The sequence below is a fragment of the Flagellimonas pelagia genome, from assembly GCF_003584135.1.
Lineage (GTDB): Bacteria > Bacteroidota > Bacteroidia > Flavobacteriales > Flavobacteriaceae > Flagellimonas > Flagellimonas pelagia.
The window spans coordinates 48,779-67,878 of record NZ_QXFI01000033.1; the positions used below are offsets into that span (position 1 = coordinate 48,779).

The following is a 19,100-nucleotide window of genomic DNA, read 5'->3' on the forward strand; positions in this document are numbered from 1 at the left end:
CGCTTTTTAAAACAAAAAATACCGTAGGCCGACGCCGACATACGGATAAAAATTTCCCACGTCCGAATTGACATGGTAGTATTCGTTGGCCTTGACCAATAGCGAAAAATCGTTACTTAGGCCTATTTCCATTTCCGCACCGAGATAAAGGCCGTAAATAAATTGGCTTTTGCCATTGATAAGCGCACCGGTGGGCAGTTCATTGCTCCCGTTGTTGATAACCTCGTATCCGAACAGCCCACCGCCACCGAGGAAAAGGCTAAAATTTTTTCTTCGCGGCGCCATGAATACACGATAGTAAAGCCCCGGCTGAATAGTGAAAATATTATAGGGAATATTTTGGGCACCCTTGTCCTCGGCAATTGCGGCCAAAACACTTATCTGAAAATATTGGAACCGATTGGGATGAAAATTAAACGTTCCCATAATACCATAACCATCCTCGACATAGCCACCGCTCACGCCGACCGAAGAAGCAAGGTTGCCCCGCATTTGGCCTGAGATGGATGAAGCCGCAAGACAAAATAGTATCGCGATGAAAAATCCTGTTGTTTTCATAATTTAAATCCTGATGGGTTATTGATGACAAGTTGGTCTATATCCAAGGACAGGTTTCGATTGCCCTTTTCCTCATCCAGATCCACCATGAGGGACTTTCTCCGGTCAAGGGTAAACTTATCGAAGACCACCATGAAATAGTTCTCGGAATTCCCCTCGACTTTTTTGGGAACTTTGTACCTGAACAAGGGTTTGTGTTCCGTCTTGACATTGCTCGAACTATTCTTGTAGTTGGTGGCGATGCTGAACTTTATAAAATTGACATCATAGTCGATATGTTCCTTGTTCTCCAAGCGAAACTGCAGGTATATTTCGTTATTTTCATAATACACGTTCTCCAGCCAGAGAAATACATCATCGTATTTTGAAAAATATCGGATGATCTTGCCCTTGTTGAACTGGTTGTAATAACATCTCCGCCGTATATATTCCATTCTATCCAAGACATACAATTCCTGGGTAAGCGGCAAGGGTTCCCTATCAATTTCCTTTTCGGGCTTAATCTCCAATTTTTCCCCAACTGTTCCGCTGGGTGCCATGGTGTCTTTTATATCAGGAGATGACGCAAAGTCGGATTCATTCAATTCAGTAACACTTTTCTTATGGGATAGCTCTTCGAGGTTATCGACCATGTCGGTGGTTATGGTCCATCTCTTCTTGGCGGGGATGTCCACCAGTTCCAGGATAAAATCATAGGCACGACCGTCACGGGTATAAATGGTATAGTTCGTAAAATCGGAGGTGTCGGGTGCCACATCGTTATAGATAAGCAAAACGATACGCTCTGAGGTTGCGGAAGCACTTTTCGTCGGGAAGGACTCCAAAAAATTCAGCTCCTTCCCATTGATGGAAAAATCATAAGGGGCGGGCAGTACCAGAATGGTTTTATAGTTCCTTGAAACCGGAATGGTGTCCATTTTCGCCATAACCGATAGAGACCCCAATAGCCCAATTATTGTAAGTACAGCTTTTATTTTCATTGTGTTGCCAATAAGAGTTCATAATCATCCATCAATAGGATTTTTTCCTTTTCCCGTAACCTTTTTTTTCGAAGGAAAGTCCCCAACCCTTGGGCGATGCCTTTTAAAACATCCGGTGCGCCGCTGGTAATTTCGTCGGTGGCCCCTCGCAGTGCATCGCCTCCCATTTCGGCCTTGTACTCCCTCCAGAGTTCCCCGGCCCTTTTGTTGTAGATTCCTTCCCTGCCATCGTTGAAGTCCCTGACGGAGATATCGACCGGATGGTGCTCGATATTGTCTATATCCAAATACACCCTGTTTCCCCGTATGGAAGCCATAGCGTAGATGAAGGTATTTTTGGGAAATCGTTTTTCGCTAAGGACCATATCTTCCATGAGTAGGAGCCTTACGTTCTCATTGGGCAAGATGAATTGGTCGCCATATACGGTTGCCCTAAAGAAGATTGGCTTTTTGGTAACGGGCATCCGTTCCTGTTGGGGCCTGCGGTTCCCTCTCAAGGATTCCCCGACTATTTTCTTTTTTCCCTCCAGCAGCATCTCACGGTAGGCCAAGCGGTTCTCGACGAATTTTTGCTTCTGCTCTTCAGCGGTCTTTGCGCTCTTCTTTTCCCTCTCCACGGTTTTCTTTCCATCGGGGATTTCGGCCTGCACCGTTTCCTGTGGTTTAGCATCCAGGGAGAGCCCTTCCAATCGCTTCAAGATCTTCTGGAGAGAATCGTTTTGCGAATCATTCATTTGGGTCATGTCCGGTAAGGACGAAGATTTCCCTACCTTTTTCTTTTCAGTTGAGTCCTTTAATTTCCAAGGCTCGGCGATAGCTTCGGATTCCAAGGTCGGAACCTTGCCGGGAAGTTCTGGATTGAAGCCATTCGTAGGATCGGTAGTGTCGCCGAACCCCATTTGAAAATCCTTGACGTTCTCAATGACAAAAAAACTGGTCAGTACCAGAATAAAAGGTAGGGCCATAGCAAAATTTCTGTGCCTTACGACCCATCGCTTCAAACGTTTTATGTTGCCACTGAATTTCATGTTACCTACGCTCGAGATCGGAATTGTCCACGACCTCAAAGTCGATAATCTTGATTCCGTTCAGGTTGTTTGGGGTAATGCCCGCTTTTTTCAGGTGCCCCTTGGTGACCAAGTTCCTATACGTTGTGGATTTGCCTTTTTCTATGGCCTGTTTGCCGTAAAAAGTAAACGGAAACGGATAGGTTGCATAGTCGATTTGAATCGAATCAAGTTCCACAAAGTAGTGATAGTCACGCATTACCACATCATGGAAGTATTTTTTTTCGACCAAACGGGCATATAAACGGTTGCCTGACCAATCGACCATGAACAAGGCTTTTTCCTCTATGTTTCTTTTGATCAGGTTCAGATCGGGTTCCAACGAGAAAAACAGTTCATGAAAGTTTTGGACGTGACCTTCGCAAAGAATTTCGAGGTTTTCCTTGGCATCCCTGATCGGTACCATGGGGAGGCGTTGCCCCCCGTGCAGCACATAGGCGTTATTGTTGGCACGCTCATGGGCCGATACCACGAAATAGATGGCAATCGCGAAGACCGCTATCATCAAGATCAGGCAGCTATAGACGAGCCTGTTGTTGTGCCTTCTACTTTGGGCGATATCATTGAATATCTCGTATTTTCCTTTCATAATCCTAATTATTGCGTAAGTGTCCTAACCGCTTTTGTGGCCCCGCCGCTCTTTGCATCGATGACCGTTTGTATTGCTTTTTTGCCATAGTGCTTGGGCTTGGAGACGATGCCCCCACCCGATATGTTAAGTCCCTGCACTACAAAGTTGGCCAGTGTAGGGGCCTTGATATAGAAGAAGGAGGTCATCAAGACCAGAAGGGAGGAACTCAAAATCAATCCGAGGTCGTAGGCACTGTTACGCAACAAATGGTCCACGAGCGCATCGACAAGATTGACCATAAACATATCCACTACATATAACATGGGAAGCCAAAGACAGAGGCTCATGAACTTTTGCAACCATGCTTTCCAAAGGCCCGAAATGGCGGGAATGAACGAAAGCCCGATATTGATCGGCCCGAAAATGATAAGGATGAACAGGTAAATGGTGGCCAATGCCTTGATGCCCACGAAAATCAGCGTAGAGATAATATGTGCGAAGGCCGTTATGGAACCTGCCAGACCCGTAAGGGCAAAGGATTGCAGTCCATCGATATCCATGCTGAACATGTTCCATTCTACCACATTGTTGGCTGCCACATCGATTTGGGCCAAGGCCACCTTTTGCCCGATGGTATCCCAGTTCTTTTGGGTACTGACAAATGAGGAGCCGAGGTTGTTATAAAATTCAAAGATGGCGTGTGCAAACTCGGAGTAGTTGAAAAGGATGAACATCAAGGGAAACCACTTTAGGGCCTTGAACACATCGGCGCGATCATTGCCCACAAAATGCATGATGGCGAAAATGCCCAACCCGATCTTTGCCATTTGGAAGCCAATGCCCAAGGTAGGGCCTAAATTCGCGAAGGCATCATCGATATATTGGTCGAATATCGTGTTGACCGTTACCCTAAAACCTGTATCCGATTGCATTACGTACATCAATTGGTCTTAATCAATGAATAGACCGCTTTGCGGTGTTCGTTTTTCTGTAAAAGGGAGGTGTTGACTTTTATGATGGTTTCCAGCACGCTGTCCATTTTGTCCAAGATCGACCGTAGTGCCGAAAGCCGGTCGGCCGATTCGATGATCTCGCCCGTGGAGGCGATATGCGACCCTTGTGAGACCAAGGAGGTAACCTGCACGAGGGCATCGGCCAACGCTTCGGTCGCCCTTTCCTTTTCCACCTTTTCCAGATTGGCGAACGAGCGCAGGTTTTTCTGAGTACCCTTATAGGCTTCCACGATCTTGTCCTTCAAGTCATATAGCTCGTTCATTTCTGGACTTCCCATGACATAGCTGGCGGGGGTCCTTTTTGCGGTCAGGTCCTGGCTAAGGATTTTGGAGGCACTGGAATTTGCGGTAACGTTCCGTTCCATCTGTGCCAAAAGCTTGCCCATGGTCGAGTTCAAGGTGACCAGTTGCGAATTCAGCGTGGCCACATTTTGATTGAGGATGACCAGTTGCGCGTTCGCCGCCACATCGGTTACGGGAATCTGGGCGGCCCCAAAATAAGGGAGTAGCCCGATTAAAATTCTTAGGTAAACAATTCTTGGTTTCAAGTATATCATCATTTTCTATTTTTAGGGTTAATGTCGCTGCCGTTCAAATTCCCAGAACCGGATTCCGCCAGTTCGTTCTGCAGCTGTTTGTAGGCGTTGGCCGTTCTTACCCAATCACGGCCATGTTTTTCATGGAGACGGTTGATCTTTGCTTTTTCATTGGGATTGGTCTCGAACAGGCATTTGGTGGGCAACGAGGTCTCCAATCCGAACACCTTGACCCGGTCCTTCCAACAAATGGCCATTTCCCTTAGCTTTCGGCCCATGGGCAAATCTTTGTTGATGGATAGGATCAGTTGCTTCTGTTTCTCGTTCAGGCCCAATAACCGTTGGATCTCCCCAAAGGAATTTCCGAATTCGCCGAGGTCCAGCAACACCTTAATATGGCTGTTGACCACAATGGTATTGCCGATGTATTTGGATTTGACGAAATCGCTTACCTTTTGCGAGATAAAAATGGGCTGCCCCCCATATTTCCGGGCCATTCTGGACTTGGCGTCAAAGTAGTGGGCCATTATCGGATTGTCGAACAGGTTCCACGCCTCGTCAACGACCAATATTTTGTTTAGGGAAAGTTTTTTGGGATCCTTCAGTTTTTTGTCGAACACATCGATCATCAGGAACGCCAGGATCGGAAAGAGCTGTTCGTTTTCGATCAGGTTTTCGAGTTTGAAGTATACCAACCTTTCACGACCCAATTGGGCTATCCTTTTGTCCCTACTGTTCAACAGGTATGCCCTGGGGCCATCGTGGGCATATTTGCCCAAGAGCAGTAAAAACAGATTGGGGTCGAAGACTTCCTTTCGTATGCCCTTGGAATCCATAAGCCGCTCCAAATGCCTTTCCGAATACCCATAAAAAGTATTGAAGGAGTTATCGGGATTATCCTTAAGGAACTGGTCCCTATAATATCCCTGTACCAACAATTCGATAATGGTCTGGATTACGGCACTGTCATGACCGTCGTCCGTTGTAGTATCCTTTCGCCCCAATAGAAGATAGACCAATGCGATAAGCTGCGTCAGCTTGTGCTCGGTAAGCATCTTTTGGCCGTCTTTTTCTACCATATCCCCCGGATCCAGCATAAAGGGGTTGAACGTAAAGGGATTTTTGTCGTCGTTCTCTATGACGACCCCGTCCAGATGGTCCAGCAACTTGTCATAGGAATTCCCGTTCTCAAGAATGAGGATTTCCGCTCCCTCGCGATATTCGGAGAACAGGTAGGCATTGGCAAAAAAGGTCTTTCCGCCACCGGAACCGGAGGCGATGAGCATGCCCCGGTTAAAGATCCAGTCCTTTGCCTCGGGATCGCGGTAGAGACTTACCAATAAAGGTTTTCCCGTGGCCCTATCGACCATGCGCAGGCCGTGGGGGCCGTGCATCCTGTTTCGATATCCCCCTTCAAAATACCAAAGGCTGGCCGCCATCTCCGAGGAAAAGGGGCTGAAGAGTTCCATGCTGAGTCCGATGCCGTTGCCAAGGATACCCCCAAAAAAGAGGTTTTTCCGATCCACGGTATTTTCCTTGGCATGAATACCCAGCTTCCGAAAGGCCGACCGGACGGAATTGCACATCGACCTAAAGGACTTTTTGGAATTGGAAATGCCCAATACGTTCAAGTGATAATAGACCAGTTCCTTATGCTCGTTAAGGATATGCTGCTGGAACTCATAGATTTGGTCCCGGTAGGTGCTGTTCTTGTCCCCCTTGCGGTTCCGGGCATATTTGTCAAGTCGTTTCGCCTTCGACCGAAGTTTGGCCATGGCCTTCTCCTTTTCGGGTATATAGATATATTGGTTGACAATATGTTCCTGCGGAATCCTGAACCCCAAGGAAAACAGGTTTCCTATAGGAAAGAGGTTGTTCCCTGTACTGTATTTTCCAAAATATTCGTGAAAGGCCATATCCTCCTTGGAGAACTGGTCCAGGTTTTCCAAAGTGAAGTACTGTCCCTGTTTTTCGCCGATCCGCAGCCCGTAGTCGGAAAAATCGATATCCCTGCCCGTACCTTCCCCGTAGCCCGCTTCCAGATAACAGTCGTAATAGCCCGATCGTCCGAAAAGCCCCTCGGAATCAAGGATTTTTGAGCTCATCAGGCCCGAATCGTTGATAAGGTCGTTGACGGCACCTACCCTGGCCTCGAAATCCGCCATTGTGTCCCCGTCGAGGTATTCTTCGGGAACATATTTTTGGCCGTAGAACCGGCGCTCTTTCTTTAAGAAGGAATTGGCCCCGATAGGCGTTCGGCCGATATAGTTTTTGGGTACTTTGTGGATGGCCAGATAGCACCGGTGCTCCAAAAAAGGCCTGTCCTTGAAATAGCGTTCGTCCTCGGTCTCGAAAAAATCCCGTTCCAACCGCTGTCGGTCCATGGCATAGGTTTCTCCGAAGAACAGGTCCTGTTTGTGCAAAAGACAGTTCTCGCCCAGGATTTCCAAGATACCCGAGACCATCCGGTTCAGGTTCAGATAATCCTTGCTGTCCAAAGTGTAGATTTCGGGAAGTTCCAATTGCAGCGGAATGCTCAGGCATCCTCGTTCCTTTGATACCAAGATCGGTGCCTCATAACCATAAATGGGAAAGGCATCCAGAAGATTCAATCTTTTTTCCATAGCACCAACTTTTTTTTATTGACATGGCCCTTAATGGTGTCCGGCCCCTTTCTGTCCGCTCGGGACTTGATAAAACCGTTTTCCCCATAAGCCTTTGAATAGAAAAGCATGAGTGCGATATAGAGGGCCGCGGTACAGAAGGAAAGCAAAAGGCTAAGAAAGGTAGGGATGACCGTACTGAGGAACAGTCCCACCATCAGGGACAGGAACGAGCCCTTAAAGGCTTGGTCCACATATTTAGCACGAAGCCCAAAGAAGGAAACGTCCTTTTGCAGGGCCTTTGGAATTTTGACCAGCTTGTTTTCCATGATCAGTTGGCCAAGTTTTCCCCGATTTCGATAAGGCCGTAGAAAATGACCAGCCCCACAATGGCGTTGCCCACTTTTCGGGCCATATCCTGGTTCTGTTCCCTGATGATGAGAAAGGCCAGTGCCGCGATGGCCAGAAGTACGCCTGCGGCAATCTTGATGATGCGGAAAATACTGTTCCCTATCTGTGCCGTACCCTGTTCCGCCTCGTTGACCTGATCGACCAGTTCATCGATCTGGGCAAAGCCGGCCGAATGGAAAGCAACAATAAGGAATAGTGTTAGGAAGACGTTAATCGGAGTCGTCCAGCTCCGGTTCCGGAGGGGACTCGGAGTTTTTGATAATCTTGAATTTTTCATGTTCTGGAATTAAGGATTCATTCTGAACATCTTTATCGGACGCATTGAAAATATCCAACAGCTCGGAGCTGGTTTCATTCTCATCGACACGGCTGAGTAACTGGTCCATATCTTTATCCTTTGAAGATGTGTTTTTTACAAATATATGTGATTTTTGCATATATGAATCATTTTCCTGAACATTTTTTTCGTTTTTTGATTTTTTAAGTATGACAAAGACCCATAGGTACCACAACAGGCACAGGATACCGATGACGGCATAGACGATATGTTCCCACTGCCAATTCAAATCTTGTCGATAATTCGTTGAAGTTCCCGAATGTTTTCTTGGTGGTAAATCTCCAGGGCCTTTCGCATGATATCGTTGCGCGATACCTTTTTTTCCAATTTATAGCTGCATGCGCTGGCCAGCCGTTCATAATCCTCGAAACAGGTCTTGCTCAACCTAAAGATAAACTGCTCCTTTTTGTCGGTATAATCGTTTTGCTCCATTAACCTCTCGAAATCCATTACTTTCCTTTGTTCTCTACGGCTTAACTTTGTCAACGGAAATGTACGGGCAAAGGCCCTATGCGTTCTGCTATCTTTAAGGGTGTCATCAGTTGTTTTATTTTGCTCCATCGGATTATTTCCAACTTTTCCGCCTGTGCCGTGCCGTTGTTCCCTCAGTCCCTCGACCTCTTCCTTGGTATCCGTATTATCTAGGATGGCCGATTCCAGCAAATCCTTAACGTTTACTTTTTTGCCCATTTTTAGTTTTTTGAAATTTTCATGACCTCTTCCATAAATCGTTTCAACCCCAGTTCCCCGTTCTCTTTTGTCTCGGGAATGGGAATTAGGGTATTCCGGTATCGCTCCCTGTATACGGTCCGTTCCATGACGACCTGTTCCATCATGGGCATCCCCGCTTTCGCCAAGGTTTTCCTTACCGCATTGAACTTATTGACCTTGACCAGCTCGTAGCGGTTGAAGAACAGGTTGACGGAACGAAGTACCCGATTTTCGTTCATTAGATAGTTCCGTTGCAGTGTTTTGTAAAACACCGCCGTACCGTCGATTTCCAGTTCGTCAAGGAAAAAGGGAATAAAGATATGTTCGACGTACAGCAGCCCCCTTACCATTTCCTCGTTAAGGTTTCCGGGGAAATCGACGATGATAAAATCCACGGTACCATAATATTTTTTAATCAACGGTTCCAAGGTCTGGACCGTTGCCCGCTCCACGGGAAACATCGGCATTTCGGTCGAACCTACCTGTCCAAGATCTCGGTTCCTCTTTTTGTACACAGAGTACTGGGGATTATCCATGTCGATCAATACTACTTTCTTCCCGTACAAGTGGAAAAGGTTGGTGGCCAAGATGATATTCAGGGTCGTCTTGCCACAACCGCCCTTTTCCCCCGTACATGAAATTATTTTTGTTTCCATAAATATACTTTTTAAAACCATAGTATCATATGGCCATATGACACTATGAACATTTGAAACTATATCCATATATAGCATTGAATATCTATTGCATTATACGTTGCTATATAGCAATGATTATAATGCTATGGACATTGCTATACAGCAATTGAACAAAGCATAGGTAGATTGTTGCGGACAATAATGGGGATATTGAACCTAAATCTTTTTAACGGCAAGAAATTACTTCGAATGCAAAATTTACAAGGACGATTTGAAATCCTTCATGGCCTCTGAAACCCGTTCCTCCAGCTCAAGGTATTTCTCGCGAAGTCCTTCTTGATAGACCATATTTTCCCCGAGATTACGCTTTTGCACGAACTCGTTATCGGGCAACAGGATCCAAATGGGGTTATAGCCCAAGCTGTAGAAATAGAGGATGATCTTGATTGAATTGACCATTGAGGAACCGCGCTCCACATTGGCCAAAGTTGTACGGTCCATGTTCAGGTAATCGCTTAGGTTGGTCATCGAAAACTGACTGAACCTTTTGTCCTCGACATCGTCCAATTCCACCAGTTCAAGACGTATTTCCTTTAAGCGTTCCCCGATATACCCCAAATCCTTGGAGTCCAGATTGATGATCGATTCATTGTCCATTATTCAAAATTTTCTATGGGATACGAGGAAAATTCCTCTTCAAAATTATACTCCGTCTCTTCCTGCCAAGCTGCCAAACTTTGGGACAGGGACTCATCAAGTTCCTTCCCGAAATCGTCCATGAACTTTTCCACGGCCGCCTCGGAGTTGTCGATTGATCTTGCAATTTCACCATTTATTTTCTTTTCGTCAAATATGGCACTCTTCAGCTCTTTTCCCGTAAGGGCTTTATACTCTTCTTTGACCAAGCTGTCCACTTCATTAATGATCTTGTCGAATTCGGCCTGGGCCACACGGTCCATTTCCGTACGTACCAAAAATTCCTCCACAATATAGGCCAATAACCTTTGCCAATCGGCGTCCCTAACACCCGTATTCAGCAGTTCCAGAATATCCTCCCTGAAATCGAACAGGCGAAGCTCCTTGACCACATCCTTAAAAATTCGGCGTTTGGTACCATTGGTAAATGCATTTTTGGCCGTTTCTTCCAGACGCTTTCCATAAAATTCGATGTACCCAATTTCCCTGGTAAACAGGCCCGAGACATTCTTCGGTAAATCCAGCTCCTCTATGAGCTTCATCTGTGCTTGGAAAAGTTCCCCGAAATTCTCCGGTTTGAAATCGTTGACAACGGGCAACTTGTGCTTCATGGCCCTTCGCTTGCCTTCGATGTCGGGGAGCAACTGGCCATAACATTTCTTTTCCTTGATCTGATGCTCGAAAGTATCGGCCACCAACCCTGCGAAATGTCCGGTGGACATGGATGCGATCTTGCTCCTGGGCAAGAGCTCCATCATCTGTGTACTCAGATTGGTACTTACGTCCGAACTGCTCGTGTTCTTCGAGACCTTTTCTTGATGGATCTTTCCGAAAAGCTCGCTCAACCGTTTGGCCGTCTCGCCCTTGGCCGCACCGCAGATAATGTTCGCACAGTTGTCATAGATGACATCGGCCAGTTCCCGGCCGTAGTCCAAGATCAGCTGTCCGACGCTCTGAAGCCCCAAAATGGTGGCGATCTTGTTTTCCCTCCCGGTATCGATTATGGTCCGCAACAACATGATGAACAGGGTGGGTACCTCGTCGATAAGCAATGCCATGTGCCGCTTGCCCGGTTTGTTTACCCGTTTGAGAATGGTGTTCATGTACAGGCCCAAGGGTGCGGAGTAGACTTCCTTCCGTTCGGGATTGTTCTGTAGCGATACGATTTTGGGATACCGGGGATCGTTCACCTCAAGACTGAAGTCGTTGCCCGACATCACATAGAAAATTTCCTTGGTCGCAATACTAGAAAGGCTTATCTGGACCGTACTGGTCTGGCCAGACAGTTGTTCCATGGCCTCCTTTTCCAATGCGTCCCGAAAAGGAACCAATATTTGGCGTACCTCTACGTCCTTGGTCATGATTTCCATCAATATATCGATCTTTACGGTGGTCAGAATGGCCAAATGCCCCGGGGTACAGAGATACCTGCCCGTTTCTTCCGATTTTTTCTTGAGATACCAGATACAGCCCCCTGTATAACTGATGGCACTACGTGAAAAATAGTCCTGCCGTTTTATCCATTCGGGATTCAGGTTTTTCATAAGGGTCGTGGCCGTATCGATGGCATCCGACTGATTGACCAGCCCATAGGGATCCATGGGGTTGTTCCGGTGCGTCATCCGAAGGTCATCAAAACAGATTCGGTAGAGCTTCGGGAAAGGCATTTCGGAATCGTTCCCATGCTTTTTTATGGCCTCCTGTAGATAACCGTACGCCTTACGGGTCAGCGTATCAAACTTAAAATCGTAGATGACCATGGCGTATTTCTTGTCGATGAACTGGGCCATGATCTCCTCGATAACGGAAAAGGATTTGCCGCTCCCCGGAGTGCCGATGACCAACAACGCCCTGAAAAGATTGACAAAATTAATCCATCCTTTCCGTTGTTTCCCATCGTGCGAATAGGTATATGGGATATTGGCGGAATATGGGGTATCTATACGCTCCCCAGTCTGCTCGAAGGTTTCCTTCGTATCGTTAAAGGGGTCATTTTTTGCCAAGTTCATGAAGTCCAAAAACTGGAACAATCGCATCCCGAAAGTCATCAATCCCAAGTAGGCCAATGAAAGAAATATCATGGAGGCCCACATCCCTAGTTCGGAAGCACCGTGGCACCACCAAGAAACGAACAGCAAGGCCAAGGACACGAGAAAGCCCGCAACACTTTTTCTGCGACCGACTTCCTCTTTTTTGACCGGACGGTACATCATAATACCGCCCATCAGAAGCCCCAGCAAGAGCAGACGGGCGACCATGCCTTGGGACGGTAGCCCGGACCGTACTAGAAAGGAATGGATGTTATCCGAGAATCCCTGATGCCCGTAATGGAATAAGTACAGGGCATATTGCTCCCGGAATAGGATAATGGCGAAGTGGAAAGCGGATAGGTACATGCCCATATAGCCCTTGTTCTTATCTTGCATGTCCTTTTCTTTTTTGGGTTTTCCTCGGTCTGTCCATGACAGTCTTTAAAGTAGATTCACTAGCCGACAACTGGACTTTTTTTTTACCGAGATCAGTTCCTCGTTCCAATCCTTCATGGTGGGGCATTTGTCCATTTTCAGGATACCCTGTGCGAAGCATTGGGAAAGTGCCTCCACTGCCAGCCGCCAATAGGTTCTGGAATGTTGGGGGAGGGAGACTATCCTTTCCAAATCCAATTCCCAAAGCACCTTGTCGCGATAGCAGACGGCTTTTTGAAGACCTTCGGGCATTCCGTGAGAACCTCTGGAAATCCGTTCATTGATGTAATCGGTATCCCGTTCCATGATAGCAATGGATTTGGTGAGATAGTTCAGTTTCAAACGCATCACGGGGCGTTTCCAATCCGTTTCGATGAATACCCGGTTGGACTTTCGATTGATCCAATGGCTCAAAAGAATAAGGTCGTAGCGCATCCCCTCGATATCATGGTCAAAGGCCAAAAGAAGAGGGAGCGTATGGGATGGATCTACCGTACGATTCCATTGGAGGAACTGTTCGAGTTTCCGCTCGTCGATATGGCCCGACATGGAGATGTAGAATGTTTTTGGGCAACCGTGCAGTTCATGGTAGGCCATGGCATCGAAACCGCTCTCCACACAAACTATTTTTTCTGCGTTGATATTTGGATTGGAAACGAAAAGGTATTCATAACGCTCGTTGAGGAACAAGCGGAACTTTTTCACCTTTCCGTCCTTTCTGTCCCGATAGGGCCTATTATAAAGCGTATAGTTCTTGATTTTTCCGTCCAACCCATATTTGGGAAGGGCGATATTGGCGATGCGGCCCTTGTTATCACTGACGTGGAAGGCATTGAAGATCCTGCCCTTGAAGGCTTCGGATTGGAGGGTGTTTATGGAGAGTCCGCGACCTTCCGTTAAATAGTTCGGTCTGGTCAAGGGGCCGATATGATAACGATCTTCCAAGCTGATATGCCTGTTGTTCTTTTGGTGCACCTTGGCCGGGGAAGGTTCGGGATAATCCCTTTGGATGATGCCCAGTCCCTGTTTTACGGCTTCGTAAAAATTGGCGGAGCGTTTGTGGAGGTATTTGAAAAATCGCCCCTTGTCCGAAGAGTCGTTGCGATTGAAATAGGTTACGGGATTTCTTTTTGTCTGTAGGACGAGGCGTTCCGCCTCCTTGCCAAATTCCTGTGAACCCGAACTTTTCTTGAGCAATTGGTAGCCCTGTGCGATCAGGTATCCGGGAAAATCGACCTCACGATCGATCTGGGCGATCAACCGTTTGTAGTGCTCCGGATTTTCGGCATAATTTTTCATATAGGCATGGTTTTTTTGGGAGCATTACATGCGGTTATGTCCCAAACTTTAGTCAGTAATCGAGATTTAAATGCTAAAGACTTATCTCGATAATTGTAAGTCTTTTCATTGTGAATGCCTCGTAGGGTTGCCCTGAGGTTATTTGCTTTTGTAGATAGTATGGATGAAAAGAAGGCCGTCCGTGACGGACGGCCCATTGTTAGGTCAATCGGTCAGACTTTCATGCCTCGGCCGCGCGATTTTTTTTTTTCGCCGGGGTTGACCTCAAGCTTTTTGGCCTTTTCCAAATCGACTTTTTTGGTAATAAAGGTCTGTCGGCGCGGGGACCAGGATACCAAATACGGTTTGTTCCCGTGGACTTTGCTCTTGATGACCATTTCGAGCTCCTGGCCCCTGTTGAGTGCATCGGCCTGTTTCGCCGTCAACTTTACCCCATAAAAATAGGTGTTCGTGGAAAGTGCCGGTTTGGTACGGATATCCTGTACCTTTGGCTCGTAATAGGCCAATTTTTGGAACACTTCGCCGTCGTTGGTGCTTCCCTGGAACAGCACGAACTCCTTTTTGTCCACCATGCGCTCGAACTCATCGGCGCTGAAAGTATGGTTATAGGCCCATGCCTCGTCCAGAGTTACCTTTTCATTTCTACGGTACTGGACGTCCAGTCTAGTACCCAAGTTCCGGTCATATACCATCTGTATCATTTTGGCACTTTCCTTGAGCTCGCCCTCGGAGATATAGGTGGACTCGTGGAAATGCTCCTGTCCCTCGGTCAGATTTGTGCGTACGTTCGGGAGGATTTTTTTATAGCTGATATAATGGCCCTTCAATTGTTCTTCGAGGTCCTTATAAGCAAATTTCTGGTCCTTGGATTCGATGGGTTCATAATACTTCTTTTTTTTGGGCACTTTGAACGATTGTCCCTCGTTGTTCACGACGGATACCTTTCCGTCCTTTTCTCCGGTTACGGTAGCCCGTTGCCACCGTTGGTTCACTTTTACGAAAACCTGCTGTGCTTGTTTTTCCATTTTTCAAGTTTTAAATTAAGGATTAATAAACAATTGTTAACTTTGTAATTCTGGATATGACATTTCCATTTTTCATGTCCGGAATTAAGGATTGAAGGGGGCGGGAGCGCCCCCTTTATTTATACGGCCATCCTAAAGGCCTTTAATTTTTCGGTTCCGACATAGACCCCGTTCGCTTCGAACTCCAGCCTCCAATTGGCGTGTACGGGTTTAACGATCTCAACGGTCTTGTCCATATAGTTTCGGTAATAGCTCCAGAGAAAATAGCGAAGTGCGTTGACCTCAAAGGGAATACGGCACGATACCCACTGCTTTTCCTTGGTCAGCACGATGCTCTTCCTGTTCAAAAGGGATTGGTCGGGCACCTTGTTGTATTTGATATATTCCTTTGCCAAGCTACCGTTGTATTTTAGTACCTCATTGTGCAGCTTGGCCAACGGTTTCTGCCCTTCGGGATCGAAGCGGACGGCCAAATGGTCCTTGCCCACCCGGAACAAAAAACGCGAGTCGTTGATAAAGGAAATGAGCATCAGGTCGTGGATATAGCCTTCGATCTTGGATGATCCGGTAAAACTGAGCACCATTTTTTTCAGTTTGGTACGCTTCAGGATCTGCACCAGTAGTTTCGAGGTCTCGTAATTGATTTTGGATATCGTAAGGTAGACCACGTCCTCCAATTGGAACCTTCGATGAAAGGCCATAGCTTCCATAGGGTTGCGGAGTACCACCAAATGCTTGATGGTATCGGGTACCTTACTGAACCAAACCGATTTGGAAATATCGCTTTCCGCTATCAGGGAAAGCTTTCCATCCTTTTCCATGGCATATCCCGTGAGGGTGTTGGCCAAGTTGCGATAGGGGAAATACAGTCGGCCTTCCGGATTTTCGTAGATACGATCTTTAAAAATGTCGGAACCGTCGCCCCCTAGGCTTTTCGGCCTTAAGGAAAGTTCCTCGTTGAGCGTTTCAAAATGGTTGAAATCAATGTCAACAATTTCAAGTGAATTTTTGGAGCCGTTATTTAGAAAAAATTCCGGCTTTTTTTCAAGTTCCGTATAGAAATCCTCGACTTTGGTCCACAGACCCGTTCTCGCCTCTGCATCGGTTCGAGAAAGCCGCTCCAGTATAAAGTCAAAAGCGGTCAGTTTTGTCTTGGGTCCGCTCGGCTTGTAATAGCGATATCCGAGTTCGGTCCTGATAACGATGTACTGCTCCTTCCCGATTTGGTAGCATATAAAAGTACGCGTCTCACGTTGGACCACAAGCCTAAAATAATCCATTAGGGCCGGGACATCCAGCGTTGCATCAAATTTTCGCCACCTGTTGTTCATATTTGTAAAAATTACATATATTTGCAATAATTGCTACAAATATAAATAAAATTTGCAATAATCAAAATTTTATCAAAAACCTTTGTAATAAATTCGTTATGAGCGTTTGGAAGAACATTAAAAAATCCTCGATCGGTTGGATAAAGGGATGCGCCCAAAAAGTGGGCGACGTGACCAATTCCAAGGATAGCGGTCATTTTACCCCGCAGAACAGTAATTACTGGATTTTTGTCACGGTGTTCTTTCTTTGTATCGCCGCCAATCGATTTTTTTACGATAATCCCCATAATACAAAAGACCTTGGAAACCTTGCAAGGCAAATAAGTCAACCCATAACCGAGGAATCTAGGGAAGACCTTGTCTATCAACGGCTCAACGACCTTCTGCACGACTTGAAAAATTTCGAGCAAATAGACCGGTTAAAACCGTTTTTGCCCTTGCGGCCGAAAATTTTGGACAGTGTGCCCTCGACGGTTCCCCTGTTCCGGGAGCACTATGTACTCTCAAGTTCCTATGGAAACCGCCACCATCCCATCCATCGGATCACAAGGAAACATTTTGGGGTCGATTTGGCGGCGGAGAAGGATACCCCGATCTATTGTACCGCTGCCGGAAGGGTGGCCCATATCGGAAACGATCCCAATGGGCATGGCCTGCATGTCATCATTTCACATGCCTATGGTTTCAGTACCCTATACGGGCATATGGAATCCGTGGCGGTCGCCCTAGGGGAAGCACTCGATGCCCATGATTTTATCGGAACCGTTGGGAGTACGGGAATTTCCACTGGTCCCCATCTGCATTACGAGGTCATTAAGGACGGAAACAGGATAAATCCAGCACCTTCCTTTAATATAAAATATGAGGTGTATTCCAATTTAAAAACTGATTGAACCGATAGCCATGAAATCGTACCTTACTATTCGCTTTGCCATTAAACTCTTCCACAGGGTCAAAAATTTGGTATCCCGATTTTTGGATCCCGACTTCAGTACATTTAAAGAATTTGAATTTAAGTCCGTTCCGACCGATCAATTGAACGACCTTAGAAAGCTGCGATATGTCCGCAATCTCAAATTGGCCGAATCGGGTTTTATCAATACGGCATTGAAAGAGCAGTTGGCCCTTTTAAAAAGTAAAAACCGGCTGTTCCAAAAAGACAGGAATATCACCCCCGTAGGCCGCATATCCATCCATGAAAACGAAAATAAGTTGATGAAACTGCTATTGGGCTATAATAGCATGGAGAATAGGACTTATATATCCTTTGCACATTTGAACAATTGTCCCGTCTGGAACAACAATACCATTTCGCTACTAAAGGAAAGGGTTCAACACCTTTACCCTTCCAAATCCGATCATTTGTTTATGAAGCACAGGTATTTCCAAAGGGATGTCAACCATTTGGATAAACAGACCAAAAACAGGCTGCTCCACCTTTTCAACGATACTTTACGAAATATGTACTCGTACAATCGGCATCTGCAAAATGGCATCCGGCCTATGGTGCCCCCGGTCGGTAAACTACCGAAATTATCCAAAACATTGCCTATTCAGGTCGAACAAGGTTTGGATGGACTTTTCGTTCCCGCAACCCTAGGAAAAAACGTTGTCGTACTGGTGCCCTATCTAAAAGTCGCCAATGAAAAAAATCGCCTATATCTCTCGGTAGGCGAATTCCGCACATTACTTGGACAAAAATCAATAACCTTTTTGGCCGAGACCAAATACGGCGTTTCCCTAGGCATTCATGGGAACAGATTATTCCTAAAGGCTACGGACAGTGTGGGAGGTATCGATGTTTTAAAGCAATGGACATTGCTGGATGATTTTTTGGAATCCAAAAACGTCCCGAAACGGTTAAAGTACGAGGTCGTCAAAAACCTTATTGAGAAGAAGGACTATCTCATAGATGTGGACAAGATTCCCTTGCGGCAGACCAACGATACCCTACTGCTAAAAAAGCATTACGGTTCGGGCAAAACCTACTTTGCATTGTCGAAAAAAGGCAAGAAACCAGAACTCAAGGAATATAGGCCCATTGCCAATCTAAAAAGCAAACATCCCGAATACTACCATAGCTATAGGGAATATATGAACCATACCAATGTCTTGGAACCATTGGGGACAAAGAAAAAAAGACAAATTAAAATTTCCATTTGAACCATGCTTTTTGAGATAACGATTTTGGACACAAATGGCCGTCCCTTACTACGGGATGCTTTCCTTATGGAAAGTATTACCACATTGATGGATTTTACCTCAGAAGTATTAAAACCATTGAGCCAAAGCACCGAGAAAAAGGCCTTTGAGCTTTTCATCCGCTGCGAAAAGGGTCGACACGTTTTCCATCGCTTCGATTCACTTGACGGCGTGATACTGTTCAAGAACGCCTTGTACGAACACCTTATCGAATTGAACGAAACTCCAAATCGAAACATTGAAAGCACAATTGATTTTATACTGTCAAACAAACCTTAAAAAATACAATCCATGACACAGGAAGAACTCTTACTTACTTCGGAAACCCAAAGGTTCCGAACTGAACATCCGGAAACGATCAAGGACTGGGAGCGCCAGCTTGCCAATGGGGAATGTGGTCCCGACCTTCATTTTTGTTTTTACGCGTTGGAGGCTTATCCGAACCTGACCGCCCGTTTGGATGCTGCGGAATACCGTTTTGATTTTGCCATCAATGCCTATATCCTGCACGCCAAATTACAGGGGCAGTTTCTTGAGGACGGCCACATTGGGCCCCTTGCGCTGGAGCATGCCAATGAAGCCCTGTCGGATATCTATCGGGCCTTGAACGAAAAAGACCCCGAGGGAAAGGCGGCCATCCTGAAATCGCTTCAATAA

At 46.2% G+C, this 19,100-nt stretch carries 21 protein-coding genes; 4 read left to right on the plus strand and 17 right to left on the minus strand.

Features of this window, described 5'->3' with window-relative positions:
* Window positions 1-6: 6 nt before the first annotated feature.
* The 17 genes from D2V05_RS14280 to D2V05_RS14355 form a co-directional block, all read right to left on the minus strand.
* On the minus strand, window positions 7-558 hold the full coding sequence (locus tag D2V05_RS14280; RefSeq protein WP_119648298.1) for a conjugal transfer protein TraO: 552 nt from the start codon (window positions 556-558) through the stop codon (window positions 7-9).
* Entirely contained in the window at window positions 555-1,538 is a 984-nt protein-coding gene (locus D2V05_RS14285) for a DUF4138 domain-containing protein (protein ID WP_119648299.1), read from the minus strand. The genes D2V05_RS14280 and D2V05_RS14285 overlap by 4 nt, the downstream gene beginning before the upstream one ends.
* Entirely contained in the window at window positions 1,535-2,503 is a 969-nt protein-coding gene (gene traM, locus D2V05_RS14290; protein ID WP_166248845.1) for a conjugative transposon protein TraM, read from the minus strand. Before traM ends, D2V05_RS14285 begins: the two co-directional genes overlap by 4 nt.
* A gap of 64 nt (window positions 2,504-2,567) precedes the next feature.
* Window positions 2,568-3,194: a hypothetical protein gene (locus D2V05_RS14295; RefSeq protein ID WP_094997547.1), complete on the minus strand. Its 627-nt coding sequence runs from the start codon at window positions 3,192-3,194 to the stop codon at window positions 2,568-2,570.
* 8 nt (window positions 3,195-3,202) lie between these two features.
* Window positions 3,203-4,108 carry a TraJ family protein gene (locus D2V05_RS14300; RefSeq protein ID WP_162987836.1) on the minus strand — a complete coding sequence of 302 codons (906 nt, stop codon included), beginning with the start codon at window positions 4,106-4,108 and terminating at the stop codon, window positions 3,203-3,205.
* 8 nt (window positions 4,109-4,116) lie between these two features.
* Window positions 4,117-4,749: a TrbJ/VirB5 family protein gene (locus tag D2V05_RS14305; protein WP_119648302.1), complete on the minus strand. Its 633-nt coding sequence runs from the start codon at window positions 4,747-4,749 to the stop codon at window positions 4,117-4,119.
* Window positions 4,746-7,349, minus strand: coding sequence for a TraG family conjugative transposon ATPase (locus D2V05_RS14310; protein ID WP_119648303.1), 2,604 nt, complete (start codon window positions 7,347-7,349; stop codon window positions 4,746-4,748). The genes D2V05_RS14305 and D2V05_RS14310 overlap by 4 nt, the downstream gene beginning before the upstream one ends.
* Window positions 7,334-7,657 carry a DUF4133 domain-containing protein gene (locus tag D2V05_RS14315; protein ID WP_094997551.1) on the minus strand — a complete coding sequence of 108 codons (324 nt, stop codon included), beginning with the start codon at window positions 7,655-7,657 and terminating at the stop codon, window positions 7,334-7,336. Before D2V05_RS14315 ends, D2V05_RS14310 begins: the two co-directional genes overlap by 16 nt.
* A 2-nt stretch (window positions 7,658-7,659) precedes the next feature.
* Window positions 7,660-8,016, minus strand: coding sequence for a hypothetical protein (locus tag D2V05_RS19575; RefSeq protein WP_147378288.1), 357 nt, complete (start codon window positions 8,014-8,016; stop codon window positions 7,660-7,662).
* The gene (locus D2V05_RS19720) at window positions 7,949-8,125 is read right to left on the minus strand and encodes a hypothetical protein (protein ID WP_166248844.1); all 177 of its coding nucleotides are present in this window, start codon (window positions 8,123-8,125) and stop codon (window positions 7,949-7,951) included. The genes D2V05_RS19575 and D2V05_RS19720 overlap by 68 nt, the downstream gene beginning before the upstream one ends.
* Window positions 8,126-8,301: 176 nt before the next feature.
* The gene (locus D2V05_RS14325; protein WP_119648305.1) at window positions 8,302-8,766 is read right to left on the minus strand and encodes a hypothetical protein; all 465 of its coding nucleotides are present in this window, start codon (window positions 8,764-8,766) and stop codon (window positions 8,302-8,304) included.
* Between the two features lie 2 nt (window positions 8,767-8,768).
* Entirely contained in the window at window positions 8,769-9,443 is a 675-nt protein-coding gene (locus D2V05_RS14330) for a ParA family protein (protein WP_183114848.1), read from the minus strand.
* 240 nt (window positions 9,444-9,683) lie between these two features.
* Complete coding sequence (locus D2V05_RS14335) at window positions 9,684-10,082, minus strand: hypothetical protein (RefSeq protein WP_094997555.1); 399 nt, start codon at window positions 10,080-10,082, stop codon at window positions 9,684-9,686.
* Window positions 10,082-12,547 (minus strand): type IV secretory system conjugative DNA transfer family protein, encoded by a 2,466-nt coding sequence (locus D2V05_RS14340; protein ID WP_119648307.1) that lies wholly within the window; start codon window positions 12,545-12,547, stop codon window positions 10,082-10,084. The genes D2V05_RS14335 and D2V05_RS14340 overlap by 1 nt, the downstream gene beginning before the upstream one ends.
* Before the next feature lie 45 nt (window positions 12,548-12,592).
* Window positions 12,593-13,885, minus strand: coding sequence for a toprim domain-containing protein (locus D2V05_RS14345; protein ID WP_119648308.1), 1,293 nt, complete (start codon window positions 13,883-13,885; stop codon window positions 12,593-12,595).
* Window positions 13,886-14,097: 212 nt separating this feature from the next.
* Complete coding sequence (locus D2V05_RS14350) at window positions 14,098-14,910, minus strand: hypothetical protein (RefSeq protein WP_119648309.1); 813 nt, start codon at window positions 14,908-14,910, stop codon at window positions 14,098-14,100.
* Window positions 14,911-15,029: 119 nt separating this feature from the next.
* The gene (locus tag D2V05_RS14355) at window positions 15,030-16,241 is read right to left on the minus strand and encodes a hypothetical protein (protein WP_119648310.1); all 1,212 of its coding nucleotides are present in this window, start codon (window positions 16,239-16,241) and stop codon (window positions 15,030-15,032) included.
* 98 nt (window positions 16,242-16,339) lie between these two features.
* Between D2V05_RS14355 and D2V05_RS14360 the strand changes: the two genes are divergently transcribed.
* From D2V05_RS14360 to D2V05_RS14375, 4 genes are read left to right on the plus strand one after another with little or no spacing between them, the layout of a single operon-like run.
* Window positions 16,340-17,134 carry a M23 family metallopeptidase gene (locus D2V05_RS14360; protein ID WP_119648311.1) on the plus strand — a complete coding sequence of 265 codons (795 nt, stop codon included), beginning with the start codon at window positions 16,340-16,342 and terminating at the stop codon, window positions 17,132-17,134.
* Window positions 17,135-17,144: 10 nt separating this feature from the next.
* Entirely contained in the window at window positions 17,145-18,404 is a 1,260-nt protein-coding gene (locus tag D2V05_RS14365; RefSeq protein WP_119648312.1) for a hypothetical protein, read from the plus strand.
* Window positions 18,405-18,407: 3 nt separating this feature from the next.
* Window positions 18,408-18,722, plus strand: a complete 315-nt coding sequence (locus D2V05_RS14370) for a hypothetical protein (RefSeq protein ID WP_094997562.1) — start codon at window positions 18,408-18,410, stop codon at window positions 18,720-18,722.
* A gap of 12 nt (window positions 18,723-18,734) precedes the next feature.
* Window positions 18,735-19,100, plus strand: a complete 366-nt coding sequence (locus D2V05_RS14375) for a hypothetical protein (protein ID WP_094997563.1) — start codon at window positions 18,735-18,737, stop codon at window positions 19,098-19,100.